This window comes from Streptomyces sp. NPDC057002 (genome assembly GCF_042673825.1).
Taxonomy (GTDB): Bacteria; Actinomycetota; Actinomycetes; order Streptomycetales; family Streptomycetaceae; genus Streptomyces.
Genome location: NZ_JBHURZ010000007.1, coordinates 78,263 through 93,109, shown reverse-complemented (window position 1 = coordinate 93,109; position 14,847 = coordinate 78,263). Strand labels below are relative to the sequence as shown.

Here is a 14,847-nt window from a genome sequence, read left to right as displayed (position 1 = left end):
CTTCTGGCTCGATCATCCACTAGTCAACAGGTCGATGGATCACTCATTCATCCCGAGTGTCACCACGGCCCAGCCAGAAACGATCCTGAAGTTCGTCCGTCACCCACTCGCACCCCACCCACACCGGCTAGCCTCGTAGGTCACCGAAGGCGAACGGGGGATTGCCCATGGTGAACGCTGATCGCACGCCGCCGGACTGCCCTGGGGGACATGACGGCATGCCGGAGCGTGGCGCCGGGCTCCACCTCCAGGATCAGCTCGAATTCCTCATCCAGGACTTCCGCACGAGCGCCGAGCCGCCGATGCCGGTGTTCGTCGTGCACGCCCAGGAGAGCGCGGACGACGACGCGGTGACCGGGCTGGTCCGGCAGCTGTACACGGGCCAGGAGGCACACGGCACGCGCTGCGCGGTGGCGCAGGACGTCTACGAGGGCACCACGGAGGTACGCCGGGCCGCGGCCATGGTGCGGGCGCTGAGCGAACCGAAGAAGTGGGGCGGCCCGAAGGCGGTCTACCGGCGCTACGCGTTCCCGCGGCTGCGGCTGGTGCACGCCATCGACGACGCGGTCGCGGCCCTCGGCGACACCTGGCCGGCGCCCGAGCCGGGCAGCGCCGAGGCCGGTCAGGACCAGCGGCAACGGCTGCTGAACCAGCTGGCCCAGCAGCGCTGGCGGCCGAAGAACACCGCGCGCTGGCGCTCGGGGCTGCCGCTCTTCGACATGGCGCACATCCTCCCGGCGAGCCTCGTGACCGTGCTCGCCGCGCTCATGGCCCGTAGCGAGTGGTACGTGGCGGTGGGCGCCGGTCTCGTCTTCCTGCTGCTGCTGACCGTCCTCAACTACGTGTTGCCGGGGCGGGCGCCGATCTTCCTGTGGCTGCGCCGGGAGAGCCGCTGGTTCATGACGACGACGTTCCTCAGAGCGGCGGACCACGAGGATCCCACCGAGGTCTCGCTGCTGCGGCCGGTGCGGTCCTGGAAGGCGATCGCGGCCCGGGCGTACGACGTGGCCGAGGCGCTCACGGCGGGCGGCGACTTCCACCTCCAGCTGTGCGTGCTCGCGCTGCGGGAGGACCTGCGGGACAACCACCGCCGCTGGAGCTGGGACCTGCGCGGCTTCAAACGGCCGCGCCCGCCGATGCTGTTCCTGCCCCACGCGGACGCCCGCAACGGCGGCATCGAACTGATCCGGGCCATCAGCGACGTCCGCAGCCGGCGCAGTGAGCTCGACCCGCTGATGGTGGTCGCCGCGGTGCACACGCACGACGTGCCGCGCCTGGAGCGCGGGGTGGTTCCGGCGACGCCCGACCCGGCCGCCGAACCGCCCAGGTTCGGCGAGCGGCTGCGCGCCTGGCACCGGCAGTGGGCGCACAACCTGCGCGCCGAACAGTCGCCCAGCCGGGAGCGGTCCGTCCTGCCGTGGGTGATGAAGATCCCGCTGCCGCACGACCAGCTCGCTCCCGTCGAGGAACGCACCCGGCATCTACGGGCCTCCACCCGGCCCACGCCCGCCCGGCTGGTCTGGGCCCTGCACACCCTGGTCCTGGTGATCGCCCTGCTGACCGCCGGGACCGTCATGCGGGCCGACGCCCTGCACGACCGGTACTGCTCGGCGTCCGTGCTGACGGCCAACCGGGACACCCGGCGCGAGGAGACACCCGGCGGCGGCGCGGAATGCATCGGCATAGCGACGGACGGCGTCCGCTTCGCCGACTGGCTGCCCGCGCCCGACCCCGGCGACGAGCCCAAGGCCCTGACGGCCGACGAGGCGACGCCCTGGACGGTGGACGAGCTGGAGGACCGCATCGCCAAGCAGAACGCGAACGTCCTCGCCACCCATTCCGGCAAATACGTCACCGTCGTCTACGCCGGGCCGCTGAGCGCCGATTCCTCGGACGGCTCCTCGCTCGTGAAGGGCGCCGAGGAACTGGCGGGCGTGTATCTGGCACAGGCCGTCATCAACAAGAACTCCAGTGTGAAACTGCGGGTCCTGCTCGCCAACGGCGGCGTGGACCTCGGCCACCAGGAGGAGATGGCCGAGGAGATCGCCGCGTACGCCGCCCAGGACCCGACCGTGGTGGGGGTCGTCGGCACCGGCCGCGACCTGAAGTCGAGCAGGGCGACGACCCGCACCCTGATGGAGGCCGGGCTGCCGGTCGTCTCCGGCACGAACTCCGCCACCTATCTCCCCCGCGAGTTCGCCAACTGGTTCAGCCTGGCCGCCACGGACCAGTGGCAGACCGAGCAACTCGGCCTGATCGCGGCCCAGTTGCGCACACCGGACCGTCGGCAGTACGCCCTCGTCCTCGCCCGCGACACGGCGAAGACCGACGACCTCTACACCGACGAACAGGCACGCTACGGCCAGGACATGCTGCGCCGGCAGGGCTTCACCCCGCTCGATCAGCGCCGCTACACCCTCAGCGGCGGCAAGCCGGAACTCCGCTCGCACGCCCAGGAGATCTGCCGGGGCGGACAGGTCCCGTCGGTGATCTACTTCGCCGGCCGGGTGGAGGACATCGATCCCCTGATGACCCAGCTGGGCACCGAGCCGGGCTGCGCCGGAACGCCCCTGGCCATCCTCACCGGCGACGATCTGTCCAAGGCCGACTTCACCGTCGGCGGACAGTCCGTCGCGCCGAAGGTCACGCTGTACCACGCGGCCCTGGCCGAGCTGCGGACGGCCGCCACCCGGACGACCTTCTACCTGGACGCCGCCGCGCACCTGCCGGGGCTGCGGGGCGGGAACCTGCGCTACGACAGCCCCGCCCTGGCCAGCGGGCAGACCGCCCTGGCACACGACGCGACCCGCGCCCTGTACTGGGCGGCCACCCGGGACGACCGGCCCCAGAGCCGCGCCTCGACCTGGGTGAACCTGCGCAACGTCAAGATCGAGGGCATGGCCACCGGCACCATCGACTTCACCCGTGCCCCGCTGTACGGCGACCGCACCGGCCACAGCGTCCTCCTCAAGGAGGTCCGCCGCGCCGACGACGGCACCTCCCAGACGCGGGTGGTGTGCAGCCGCACCGCGGGGAACACGAAGCGGCTCACCCAGAAGGAGTGCCGGATCCGCTGAGGGCCGTCTCAGCCCTCAGCGGCGGTCAGACGCAGCGCGATGCTGTTGATGCAGTACCGCTGGTCCGTGGGCGTGGGATACCCCTCGCCCGCGAACACGTGCCCGAGGTGCGAGCCGCAGCGCGCACAGCGCACCTCGGTACGCACCATGCCGTGGGTCCGGTCCTCGATCAGTTCCACCGCGTCGGTGTCCCTCGGGTCGAAGAAGGACGGCCAGCCGCAGTGGGACTCGAACTTCGTGTCCGAGGTGAACAGCTCCGCACCGCAGGCGCGGCAGGAGTAGACCCCCCGGGTCTTGGTGTCGGTGTACTCACCGGTGAAGGCGGGCTCCGTGGCCGCCTGGCGCAGCACCGCGTACTCGCCAGGGCTCAGCTCCGCGCGCCACTGCTCGTCCGGCTTCTCGACGTCGTACGGCATGAGCCTCCAGCCCCTCAGTTCGACAGACGGTCCAGGATGCGCGGGCCGAGGTCGGTGACGTCGCCCGCTCCCATGGTGAGAACGAGATCACCGGGCTTCGCCATTCCCGCGACGACCGAGGGGACGTCCGCCTTGTCGTGCACCGGCGTCACGTCCGCGCCCGCCGCCCGGGCCGCCTCGATGATCAGCTCGCTGGTCACACCGGGGATCGGGTCCTCACGGGCCGGGTAGATGTCCAGCACGACCGAGGCGTCCGCGAGGGCCAGGGACTGGCCCATCTCCTTGCCCAGCTCCTGCGTGCGCGAGAACAGGTGCGGCTGGAAGACGACCAGGATCCGGGAGTCGCCCGCCGCCGCGCGCATGGCCTCCAGGTCGGCGGTCATCTCGGTGGGGTGGTGCGCGTAGGAGTCGATGACCTGGACGCCCGCGGCCTCGCCCTTGAGCTGGAGCCGCCGCTTCACGCCCGTGTACGCGCCCAGCGCCCGGGCCAGTTCCTCGGCGGGGACGCCGAGCGCCACGCCCGCCGCGAGCGCGGCCACCGCGTTGTGCGCGTAGTGCCGGCCGGGGACGGAGACCGCGAAGGTCAGCTCCTGCCCCTGAAGCACCACGGTGACCTCGCTCTTCAGGCCCTGCGGCACGACCGACAGGATGCGCACGCCGGCGTCCTCGGACTCGCCGTACGTCACCACCCGCACGCCGCGTCCCGCGACCCGGCGGGTCAGCTCCCGGGCGCCCTCGTGGTCGGCCGTGATCACCAGCGTGCCGCCCTCGGTGATCCGGTCCACGAACGTCTCGAACGACTCGTAGATCTCGTCCATCGAAGCGTAGTTGGCGTGGTGGTCCAGCTCGACGTTGAGGACGATCGCGACCTCGGGCGCGTACTTGTGGAAGCTGCGGTCCGACTCGTCCGCCTCGGCGACGAAGATCTCGCCGTCGCCGTGCAGCGCGTTGGAGCCGGGCGCGTCCAGGTCCCCGCCGATGGCGTACGACGGCGTCAGGCCCAGCTCGCTCAGCGACACCGCGAGCATCGAGGTCGTGGTCGTCTTGCCGTGCGTACCGGCGACCGCGATCGGCCGCAGGCCCTCCATCAGGGCGGCGAGCGCGTCGGAACGGTGCACGACGGGGATGCCGAGCGCTGCCGCGCGGGCCAGCTCGGGGTTGTCCTGCCGGATCGCGGACGACACGACCACACAGCTCGCGTCGTCGGCCAGGTGCTCCGCGGCGTGCCCGATGTGCACCGTCACACCCAGCGCCCGCAGCGCCTCGGCCGTCGCCGAGTCCTTCGCGTCACTGCCCGCCACGACGGCCCCGCGCTGGGCGAGGATCTTCGCGATACCCGACATCCCGGCCCCACCGATCCCGATGAAGTGCGGTCGGTCCATGGCGGTGGGAAGGCCGGGTGCCATGCATATCTCCAAGGGCGTTCTGGGACGGTGAGCGCCCACAGCCTATTTCAGAAGCGCCACCGCATCAGCCCGGCACTACGCCTTGCTGTGCGAGAACAGCTTCAGCACCGGCACCCCCACCTTGTGCCGGGCCCGCGACGCCCAGTCACGGTGGAAGAACTCCTCCACGTAGTGGGGGTCGGTCAGCACGATGACCTCGTCCGCGCCGACCTCCTCCACCAATCTCTTCAGCGCGTCCAGCGGATGGTCCTCGATCAACCGTCCCCGCGCCTCGCTCCCGGACGTCCGCAGCGCCGCGAGGGACACCTCCAGCGCCCGCTGCCCGACGCTCAGCGCCTCCTCGCCCTCCGGCGTCTCGCCCTCGCGGACGGCGTCGTCGAGTTCGCCGAGCGCGACGTCGTCGATGGCCCGCAGCAGCCGGTCCGCCTGCTCGCCGCGCGGCTGGAGCAGCACCTGGAAGGAGACCCGCTCCTCCCCGTGCAAGGTGGTGACGAACTCCACGTCAGCGGACGTCAGGGCCTTCTCGATCATCAATACGCTTGTGAACACCAGGCGCCCCTTCTGAACCTTGCGGAAACCATCCTGCCCCGTGGTCGCACGGGAACTGCCGGATCCAGTGTGCCCTCCGGAATCCAAACAGAACGGCATATTCCGAACGTACCGACCGGTCCGGCTTCCTGATCGCCGACCCCTGTACCTCCGTGCCGCTACCCCGTGCCGCGCGGTTCAGTACGTCAGGACCGTCCGTACCTGGTGAACAGGAAGCCGTCCTCCTCCAGCATCGACAGCAGCGAGAAGCGCCGCGGGACGGTGACGGCGGGTCCCCCGGCGATGCGCTGGGCGTCGCCGGCGCTGAGCATCGGGGAGACGGTCAGACAGAGCTCGTCGAGCACGCCGGCCGCCACCAGCTGCCCCAGCAGCCGCGGGCCGCCCTCGGTCAGCAGCCGGGTGTGGCCGAGGCCGGCGAGGGCCTGGACGGCCCGGGCGGGGTCGACGCCGATGCCGTCCCCGGCGGTCACCACCCGCGCGCCCGCCTTCTCGGCGGTGGCGACGCGGTCCGGGGCGGCGGCGGCTCCCGTGAGGACCAGGGTGGGAACCAGGGGCGAGGTGAACAGCGGGAGCGAGAAGTCCAGGTCGAGGCTGGCGCTGACGACCGCGATCGCCGGGGCGGGGGCCTGTCCGGCCGCCTCCCGCGTCGCCGCGAACTCGGCACGCGCGCGTGCCGGCCGGTAGCCCTCCTGGCGCACCGTTTCCGCGCCGACCACCACCACGTCCGCCAGCGCCCGCAAGGTGCCGAAGATCCGCATGTCGGTCGCGCTGGAGATGGGCTGCGAACGGCCGTCGTGCTGGGCGGCCCCGTCCAGCGTGGACACCATGTTGGCGCGCAGCCACGGCAGCGGCCCCCCGGCCCCCGGCTCGGGATAGGCGTAGGCGGCCGCCAGCTCGGCCAGGTCCCACTCCCGCCCGGCACCCTCCTCACCGGGCCCGCCACCCGGGGCCGGAGCTGCTGTTTCATCGGTCACAGGGAACAGACGTCGCATGCCGTGCAGTGTTCCACGCGCCGTAGCATGGTGAACCGTGTCCTCCTCCCCCGCTCCCTCCGGTACCGGCCCGATAGCCGAAGCGGCCCCGCTGTCCCTGTGCGCCCGTGAGCCGCACGTCCCCGCGGATCGGCTGGTCGCCGAGATGGTGCCGCCGCCGCGCTTCGACTCGGTGCGTTTCAGCACGTACATCCCGGACCCGAACCAGCCCAGCCAGACCGAGGCCGTCCAGGTCCTGGAGAGCTTCGCGGCAGGCCTCGGCCAGGGAGCGGGCGGCTCCGGCAAGCGGCGGCTGTTCGGTTTCGGCAAGGCCCCGAAGAAGGCCCCGGCCGGCCCGCGCGGCGTCTACCTCGACGGTGGCTACGGCGTGGGCAAGACCCACCTGCTGGCCTCCCTGTGGCACGCCACCCCGGCCGAGCCCGAGCTCAAGGCGTTCGGCACCTTCGTGGAGCTGACCAACCTGGTCGGCGCCCTCGGGTTCCAGAAGACCGTCCAGACCCTGTCCGGCCACCGCCTGCTGTGCATCGACGAGTTCGAGCTCGACGACCCGGGCGACACCGTCCTGGTCTCCACCCTCCTCGGCAAGCTCGTCGACGCGGGCGTCGCGCTCGCCGCGACCTCCAACACGCTGCCCGGCAAGCTCGGAGAGGGCCGGTTCGCCTCGGCCGACTTCCTGCGGGAGATCCAGGGCCTGTCGGCCCACTTCCGGGCCCTGCGCATCGACGGCGAGGACTACCGCCACCGCGGTCTGCCCGAGGCGCCGCCGCCGCACTCCGACGAAGAGGTGACGAAGACGGCGCACGCCACCGGGGGCGCCTCCCTCGACGCGTTCTCGCCCCTCCTGGAGCACCTCGCCCGGGTCCACCCCAGCCGGTACGGCGCTCTGACCGACGGAATCAGGGCCGTGTGCCTCACCGGTGTGCGGCCGGTTCCCGACCAGTCGACGGCCCTCAGGCTGGTCGTCCTCGCGGACCGGCTCTACGACCGCGAGGTGCCCGTGATGGCCTCGGGCATGCCCTTCGACCAGCTCTTCAGCGAGGAGATGCTGAACGGCGGCTACCGCAAGAAGTACTTCCGGGCCATCTCCCGGCTCACCGCCCTGGCCCGCGACGCGGGCAAGCTGGCGAACTCCCGGTAACCACAACCCCAATACCGCACCAACTGCCGTGAGGCCAAGGGGTGGTTCAAGCCAACCCACCCACGGTTTTCAGGCTCTCTTCAGCTTGAAACGTTAAGTTAACCCTGCAAATGACTTTGCAGGGTTAACGTGTTTCTTGACCAGCCATTGACCAAGTGTTGGTCAGTGCTAGACGTGTGAATCAGCTGAAGGGGGGCGCATGTACCGAGGTACGACGGCACGGACCGTGGTTTCGATCTTCGCCGCCGTCCTGCTCGCCCTTCAGTTCTTCGCACCGACGGCGTCCTTCGCATCCGCGCACACACCCCGTAAAGCCGAGGCCAAGGCTCAGCCCGGAACTGAACCCTCCGGCCAGTCCTCGCGCCCCGGAATCAAGTTCTCCGGGAAGGCACTGCGCGACGAGATCGCCACCTGCCGCGCCGGACACCACGGGGACCCGACCGGTCCCCTGCGGACCCGCGACCGGTTCCACGCCGACTCCGCGCCCTGCGCGCCGGAGCGGCCCCTGCTGCGGCACATCCAGCCGGCAGCACCGGACCAGGTCAGAGCCGGCGCCGCGCACCAACGCACGTCGAGATCCTCGACGTCGCACACACCGGCAGCGCTTCAGGTCTTCCGCTGCTGAGGAACAGAGTCGTTCCTTCCCCCACCTCTGTCATGCCCGTCCGACGCGCCCCCACTGCGCGCCAGGAGGAGTCACCACACTCATGCAACCCCTCATCGACAACGCCCGCACGCACGGACAGCGCCCTGAGGAGTTCGCCCGCCTCGCCGAGGGCCAGTCCCCCGACGTCCTGTTCATCACCTGCTCCGACTCCAGGGTCGTACCTGCCCTGATCACGGGCGCCCGGCCCGGCGAGCTCTTCGAGCTGCGCACCGCGGGCAACGTAGTTCCCCCCTACGCCTTCGGACACCCCACCTCCGAGGCGGCCACGATCGAGTACGCCGTGGAAGTCCTCGGCGTCAAGGAGATCGTGGTCTGCGGCCACTCGCACTGCGGCGCCGTCGGCGCGGTGGTGCGGGGCGACGACCTCACCGGCGTACCCGCCGTGCGGGACTGGCTCGCGCACGCCTGCGACGAGCCCAAGTGCGCGGACCCGACCGACAAGACGGTCACCGAAGCCGTGCAGAACCACGTCCTGACCCAGGTGGAGCGGCTGCGCTCGTACCCGTGCGTGGAGAGCCGTCTGACGGACGGCCGGCTCCGGCTGCACGCCTGGTTCTACGAAGTGCACACCGGAACCGTGCGGGACCACCGCGCGGACACCGACTCCTTCGAGAAGCTGTGAGGGACACCATGACCAAGTTCCCTTACCTGAGGCAGGACTTCACCGCCTCGCTCGTCGTGTTCCTGGTCGCGCTCCCGCTGTGCGTGGGCGTGGCCGTCGCCTCCGGCGTCCCGGCCGAACTCGGCCTGATCACCGGCATCGTGGGCGGCCTCGTCACCGGATTCCTGCCGGGCAGCAGCCTCCAGGTGTCCGGGCCGGCCGCCGGTCTGACCGTGCTGGTCTTCGAGGCCGTCGACACCTACGGCCTGCCCGCGCTCGGTGTGATCGTGCTGGCCGCCGGTCTGCTGCAGCTCATCATGGGCGCGCTGAAGCTCGGCCGCTGGTTCCGCGCGATATCCGTCTCGGTCGTCGAGGGCATGCTGGCCGGAATCGGTCTGGTGCTCATCGCCGGTCAGCTGTACGCGACGGCCGGACTGAAGGCGCCCGCCTCCGGCATCGACAAGATCCTGGGCCTGCCCGGAGCCGCCGCCGACGCGCTCGGCAGCACCAAGGCGCTCACCTCGCTCGCACTCGGCGCGGCCACCATCGCGGTGATGGTGCTGTGGAAGAAGCTGCCGAAGCAGGCGCAGGCCGTTCCGGGCGCGCTCGCCGCGGTGATCCTGGCGATCGCGGCCACCGCCGCGTTCAACCTGCCGGTCGACACCGTCAAGGTGCAGGGTCTGCTGGACTCCATCCAGCCGCCCGGCCTCGACGCCTTCGGCAGCGTGGGGGTCGGCATCATCGGCACGATCATCGCCTTCACCCTGATCGCCTCCGCCGAGAGCCTCTTCAGCGCCGCCGCGGTGGACCGGCTGCACGACGGACCGCGCACCCAGTACGACAAGGAGCTCATGGCGCAGGGCGCGGGCAACACGCTCTGCGGCGTGCTCGGCGCGCTGCCGATGACCGCGGTCATCGTCCGCAGCTCGGCCAACGTCAGCGCGGGTGCCAAGACCAAGGCGTCCCGGGTGATGCACGGCGTGTGGCTGCTCCTCTTCGCGGCGCTCCTGCCGGCCACGCTGGCCCTGATCCCGCTGCCCGCGCTCGCGGGCATCCTGGTCCACGCGGGCTTCAAGCTCATCCCGTTCCGCAAGATCGTGCCGCTGTGGCGCGAGCACCGGGGTGAGGCGGTCATCCTCGTCGTCACCGCCGTGTCGATCGTCGCGGTGAACATGTTCGAGGGTGTCCTGATCGGTCTGGCCCTGTCGGTCGTCAAGACCGCCTGGGAGGCCTCGCACCTCAAGCTCGAGGTCATCGACAAGGGCGCCGGTCCCATCCAGGCGTACCTGTCGGGCAACGCGACGTTCCTGCGGCTGCCGAAGATCCTCGACAACCTGGAGAGCCTGCCGCAGGACCGCCCGGTCGAGCTGGACCTCTCGGGCCTGCACCACCTCGACCACGCCTGCCGCACGGCCCTGGAGAACTGGGCCGAACGCCACAGCGCGACGGGCACCGAGCCGGTGAAGGTCACGGAGCCCGAGCTGGAGTCCGAGCAGTCGAAAGAGGGCGAGAAGGTGACGGTGGCCTAGCGGCCCGCCGCGACACCGACGCCCCGGCCCGGGACGCGCCCCTCAGCGCGCCCCGGGCCGTTCGCATGTCCGCCGCGGACCGTGGGGGCCGGTGGGGACCGGTCGCGCGGTTCCCCGTGCCGATGGGGCATGGCCCCGGACCCCGGTCCCGGCATATCGTTGCAGAAGTAGCCGAAACGGGACCTCTGAACGGGGAGGTCGTCATGGTCCAAGAGCTGGTCGCGGCGATAGTGGCCGCCGGAGCCGCGGGTCTGGTCTATCTGGCCTCGGCGGCGCGGGTCGTCAAGCAGTACGAGCGCGGGCTCGTCTTCCGGCTCGGGCGCGTGCACGGGGATGTGCGGCGGCCCGGGTTCAACATGATCATTCCCGCGGTGGACCGGATGCGCAAAGTCAATCTGCAGATCGTGACGATGCCCATCCCCGCCCAGGAGGGCATCACCCGCGACAACGTCACCGTGCGGGTCGACGCGGTGGTGTACTTCAAGGTCGTGGACCCGGCGGCCGCGATCGTCAACGTCGAGGACTACCGCTTCGCCGTCTCCCAGATGGCACAGACCTCCCTGCGCTCGATCATCGGAAAGAGCGAGCTGGACGATCTGCTGTCCAACCGGGAGAAGCTCAACCAGGGCCTGGAGCTGATGATCGACAGCCCGGCCGTGGAGTGGGGTGTGACCATCGACCGGGTGGAGATCAAGGACGTGTCCCTGCCGGACACGATGAAGCGCTCCATGGCCCGCCAGGCCGAGGCCGACCGGGAGCGGCGGGCCCGTCTGATCAACGCGGACGCCGAGTACCAGGCCTCCAAGAAGCTGGCCCAGGCCGCGCACCAGATGGCCGACACGCCGTCCGCGCTCCAGCTCCGGCTGCTCCAGACCGTGATGGCCGTGGCGGCGGAGAAGAACTCCACGCTGGTGCTCCCCATCCCGGTGGAACTGCTGCGGTTCCTGGAACGGGGCCACGAAGAGGGCCGGCAGACCCAGGCGCAGTCACAGACACCGGCACCCGAACAGGAGGCACAGGCCTCCCTCGACACGGCGGAGCACCCTCTCGACAAGACAGAACAGGCCATGGAAGAGCTGCGTCGGGCGGTGGAGCAGTGACCCGCGCTACGCGCGTGGTTCACGCCGCCCGCACCAGGTGATAGACACAGCGGGATCACAGTTCCTGTCCGCCAGCAGGAAGGTTCCGCCATGACCAAAACCGGTCGTATCGCCACGCGACGTCAGGTGCTCGCCGGAACGGGCGCCCTGGGCATCGGGATCGGATTCTCCGGTGCCCTGTCCGAACTCTTCACCGGCACGGCCGCCGCACAGGGCCTCGGCCACCACGGCTACGGCCCGCTCGTCCCCGACCCGAAGGGCCTGCTCGACCTCCCGGAAGGCTTCCGCTACCGGGTCCTCTCCCGCGAGGGGGACCGGCTCCGTTCGGGTGAGGGCAAGGTCCCCTCCAACCACGACGGCATGTCGGCCTTCGCGGGCAAAGGCGGCCGGGTCCATCTGGTCCGCAATCACGAGAACCGCGCCGACGGCAGGGTCCCGGTCCCCACGGTCGAGGGCCTCACCTACGACCCGGCCGGGAAGGGCGGCTGTACGGCCCTGACGCTGGACGCCCGCAACAACGTCGTGTCGGAACGCGTCGCGATCGCCGGCACCGCCGTGAACTGCGCGGGCGGCCCCACCCCGTGGGACACCTGGCTGACCTGCGAGGAGACCGAGGACAAGGCCGGCACCAACGGCTACACCAAGGACCACGGCTTCATCTTCGAGGTCGACCCGGCCGACCCGCGCCGCACCGGAGCCGTACCGCTGACCGCGATGGGCCGCTTCCAGCACGAGGCGATCGCCGTCGACCCCCGGCGGGGTGTGGTGTACGAGACGGAGGACGCCTTCGAGAAGCCCTTCGGCCTCTTCTACCGTTTCCTGCCGGAGAAGCCGCTGGGCGGCCGGGGTTCGCTGCGCGCGGGCGGCCGGCTCCAGGCCATGCGGGTGCCCGGCGTGCCCGACCTGTCCACGATCCAGTCCGTCGGCGCTGCCGCCGAGTTCGACGGCATCGAGTGGGTGGACGTACCGGACCCGGGGGCCGCGCGGACGCCCATCCGGTTCCAGGACTTCGGCCGCGGGGGGATCACCCACGCGCAGAAGCTGGAGGGCTGCTACTGGGGCGGCCGTTCGGTGTACTTCGTGTCGTCCTTCGCCCGCCGCTCGGACGGTTCGACGGCCGACCACTACGGGCAGATCTGGCGCTACGACCCCGAGCGCCGCCGGCTGACCCTGGTGATCGTCTTCGGCCCGGACACCGACATCCAGCTGCCGGGAGAGTCGCCGGACAACATCTGCCTGGCGCCCAGCGGCGGCCTCATGGTCTGCGAGGACGGCAACGGCGCCCAGCACGTCTACGGCGTGACCCGGCGCGGCGAGGTGTACGCGATGGCCCGCAACCGACAGGCGATCACATCTGCCGCTACCGCGGCGGGCGGCACCCCCGAGGAGCCCGAGTGGGGTGAGTTCGCCGGTGTCACCTTCTCCCCCGACGGCGACACGATGTACGTCAACTGCTACACACCCGGCACCACGTTCGCGGTGACGGGCCCCTGGCGCCGGTAGCCGCGGCCGCGCTCCCGACCGGGGCGCCGGGTGCGGAACCCGGCGCCCGGGCGGATGATCGAGGCTCCAGGCCGAAAGGGGGCCCGGTGGGTCACAAACACGGCACCTTGTTGCGTGAGCGGCTGCGCGTCCCGGCCGGCGAGCCGCTCGACCTGTCCCGTCACGACGCCGCCGCCACCCCCGGCGGCCCGGACGGCAAGGCCGCGGGCAGGGCCGCCACGGCCCGGATCGGCGAGCGCCTCGCCGTCCTCCAGGAGCGGCTGTGGGCGGCGAGCACCGCGGGCGACCGGCGCCGCGTCCTGCTGGTCCTCCAAGGCATGGACACCAGCGGCAAGGGCGGCACGGTCAAGCATGTGATCGGGCTGCTCAACCCGTCCGGCTGCCGCATCACACCGTTCAAGGCGCCCACGGCCGAGGAGCGCACCCACTCCTTCCTGTGGCGCGTGGAGAAGGCGCTCCCGCACCCCGGCGAACTGGGCATCTTCGACCGCTCCCACTACGAGGACGTCCTGATCGCCCGCGTCCGCGCCCTGGCGTCCGCCCCCGAGATCAACCGGCGCTACGAGCAGATCAACCGCTTCGAGAAGTCCCTCGCGGACGACGGCGTGACCCTGGTCAAGTGCTTTCTGCACCTCTCCTACGAGGAGCAGCGCCGCCGGCTGCTCAAGCGTCTCGACGAGCCGGAGAAGCGCTGGAAGTTCGCCGCCTCCGACATCGAGGACCGCACCCTGTGGCCCGCGTACCAGGAGGCCTACGAGATCGCCATGGAGCGCTGCGGCACCTCGTACGCGCCCTGGTACCTGGTCCCGGCCGACCGCAAGTGGTACCGCAACTGGGCGGTCAGCACCCTGCTCCTGGAACATCTGGAGGAGCTGGATCCGCGGTATCCCCAGACGGACTTCGACGTGGCGGAGCTCCGGAAGCTGCTGCTGCGGCAGTCCTGATCCGGCCGGTCAGGCGGCCAGCAGGGCGTCGATCTGGCCGACGGCCTCCTTCAGGCCCTCCTCCATGCCCATGGTGACCAGTTGCTCCATCTGCTCACGGGTGTCGAAGAGGGAGCGCATCTCCATCCGGGTGCCGCCGCCGCGCTCGGTGAGGGTCACCCGCACGGAGATGGTCGGCATGTCGTCCTTGGGCTTTCCGTCGTCGTCGGCGAAGCCGTCGGTGAACTCCAGGGCCGTAGGCGGGGTGACCGAGGAGATCCGCCACCAGCCGCGGTGCCGGTCGCCCTCCGGTCCGGTCATGAAGTACGTGACCTCTCCGCCGGGGGTCAGGTCGTGCTGTTCCACGGTCGCCGGGTAGGTCGGCGGTCCCCACCAGCGCTCCAGCTGCCGGGGGTCGGCCCACAGCCGCCACACCCGCTCGACGGGGGCGGCGAAGTCGGCGATCAGGGTGAGGGTGAGGTGGTCGAGGTCCTTGTCGACACTGGTGACACTCATCTTCGGGGTCCTTCCGTGGTGTCGTTCTCTTCGTTCTCTTCGGTTCCGGGGTCCTCGGCGAGCAGCCGGGCCATCCGGTCCACACGCCCGCGCCATGCCGACTCGAGTTCGTCGAGGGCCTGGCGTGCGCGGCCCACCGCTTCGGGGTCCGTGCACACGAGCTGCTCCCGTCCGCTGCGCTGCTTGGTGACGAGACCCGCCCGCTCCAGCACGGCGACGTGCTTCTGCACGGCCGCGAAGCTCATCGGGTACGACTCGGCCAGCCGCGACACCGACAGCTCCCCGCGCACGCAGCGGCGCAGTATGTCCCGGCGTGTGGTGTCGGCCAGGGCGTGGAACAGCCGGTCCACCGTCTCGTCGCTCAACTCATCTACAACCATTTGGTTGTACGTTAGCTCCGCCGGCCCGCCCTGTAAAGCGACACGCCCGT

At 70.9% G+C, this 14,847-nt stretch carries 14 protein-coding genes; 8 read left to right on the top strand and 6 right to left on the bottom strand.

Annotated features, from left to right (window positions below; translation table 11 throughout):
- Window positions 1-218 precede the first annotated feature (218 nt).
- On the top strand, window positions 219-3,077 hold the full coding sequence (locus ACFT32_RS31530) for an ABC transporter substrate-binding protein (RefSeq protein ID WP_382496085.1): 2,859 nt from the start codon (window positions 219-221) through the stop codon (window positions 3,075-3,077).
- Window positions 3,078-3,085: 8 nt separating this feature from the next.
- Here ACFT32_RS31530 and msrB read toward each other — a convergent pair whose 3' ends face one another.
- The 4 genes from msrB to ACFT32_RS31510 all read right to left on the bottom strand — a co-directional run bounded on the left by msrB (window position 3,086) and on the right by ACFT32_RS31510 (window position 6,440).
- A complete protein-coding gene (msrB, locus tag ACFT32_RS31525; RefSeq protein WP_382496083.1) occupies window positions 3,086-3,493 on the bottom strand; it encodes a peptide-methionine (R)-S-oxide reductase MsrB in 408 nt (135 codons plus the stop codon).
- Between the two features lie 14 nt (window positions 3,494-3,507).
- A complete protein-coding gene (gene murC / locus ACFT32_RS31520; RefSeq protein ID WP_382496081.1) occupies window positions 3,508-4,899 on the bottom strand; it encodes a UDP-N-acetylmuramate--L-alanine ligase in 1,392 nt (463 codons plus the stop codon).
- A 75-nt stretch (window positions 4,900-4,974) separates the two neighbouring features.
- A complete protein-coding gene (locus ACFT32_RS31515) occupies window positions 4,975-5,448 on the bottom strand; it encodes an indole-3-glycerol phosphate synthase (RefSeq protein ID WP_382496079.1) in 474 nt (157 codons plus the stop codon).
- 185 nt (window positions 5,449-5,633) lie between these two features.
- Window positions 5,634-6,440, bottom strand: coding sequence for a pyrimidine reductase family protein (locus ACFT32_RS31510; RefSeq protein WP_382496077.1), 807 nt, complete (start codon window positions 6,438-6,440; stop codon window positions 5,634-5,636).
- A gap of 37 nt (window positions 6,441-6,477) precedes the next feature.
- On the opposite strand from ACFT32_RS31510, the gene zapE reads away from it, so the two are divergent.
- The 7 genes from zapE (at window position 6,478) to ACFT32_RS31475 (ending at window position 13,922) form a co-directional block, all read left to right on the top strand.
- Window positions 6,478-7,578 (top strand): cell division protein ZapE, encoded by a 1,101-nt coding sequence (gene zapE / locus ACFT32_RS31505; RefSeq protein ID WP_382496075.1) that lies wholly within the window; start codon window positions 6,478-6,480, stop codon window positions 7,576-7,578.
- A gap of 199 nt (window positions 7,579-7,777) precedes the next feature.
- Window positions 7,778-8,203 carry a hypothetical protein gene (locus tag ACFT32_RS31500; RefSeq protein ID WP_382496073.1) on the top strand — a complete coding sequence of 142 codons (426 nt, stop codon included), beginning with the start codon at window positions 7,778-7,780 and terminating at the stop codon, window positions 8,201-8,203.
- A gap of 82 nt (window positions 8,204-8,285) precedes the next feature.
- Window positions 8,286-8,867: a carbonic anhydrase gene (locus ACFT32_RS31495; RefSeq protein ID WP_382496071.1), complete on the top strand. Its 582-nt coding sequence runs from the start codon at window positions 8,286-8,288 to the stop codon at window positions 8,865-8,867.
- Window positions 8,868-8,875: 8 nt separating this feature from the next.
- On the top strand, window positions 8,876-10,375 hold the full coding sequence (locus ACFT32_RS31490; protein ID WP_382496069.1) for a SulP family inorganic anion transporter: 1,500 nt from the start codon (window positions 8,876-8,878) through the stop codon (window positions 10,373-10,375).
- A gap of 203 nt (window positions 10,376-10,578) precedes the next feature.
- Window positions 10,579-11,475 carry a slipin family protein gene (locus ACFT32_RS31485; protein WP_382496067.1) on the top strand — a complete coding sequence of 299 codons (897 nt, stop codon included), beginning with the start codon at window positions 10,579-10,581 and terminating at the stop codon, window positions 11,473-11,475.
- A gap of 90 nt (window positions 11,476-11,565) precedes the next feature.
- Window positions 11,566-12,978 (top strand): PhoX family protein, encoded by a 1,413-nt coding sequence (locus ACFT32_RS31480; protein ID WP_382496065.1) that lies wholly within the window; start codon window positions 11,566-11,568, stop codon window positions 12,976-12,978.
- Window positions 12,979-13,064: 86 nt separating this feature from the next.
- Entirely contained in the window at window positions 13,065-13,922 is an 858-nt protein-coding gene (locus ACFT32_RS31475; RefSeq protein WP_382496063.1) for a PPK2 family polyphosphate kinase, read from the top strand.
- 9 nt (window positions 13,923-13,931) lie between these two features.
- On the opposite strand, the gene ACFT32_RS31470 is transcribed toward ACFT32_RS31475, so the two are convergent.
- Together ACFT32_RS31470 and ACFT32_RS31465 are read right to left on the bottom strand one after the other, a co-directional pair.
- Window positions 13,932-14,417, bottom strand: coding sequence for an SRPBCC domain-containing protein (locus tag ACFT32_RS31470; RefSeq protein WP_382496061.1), 486 nt, complete (start codon window positions 14,415-14,417; stop codon window positions 13,932-13,934).
- Window positions 14,414-14,797 (bottom strand): ArsR/SmtB family transcription factor, encoded by a 384-nt coding sequence (locus tag ACFT32_RS31465; RefSeq protein ID WP_382496059.1) that lies wholly within the window; start codon window positions 14,795-14,797, stop codon window positions 14,414-14,416. Before ACFT32_RS31465 ends, ACFT32_RS31470 begins: the two co-directional genes overlap by 4 nt.
- Window positions 14,798-14,847: the final 50 nt, after the last annotated feature.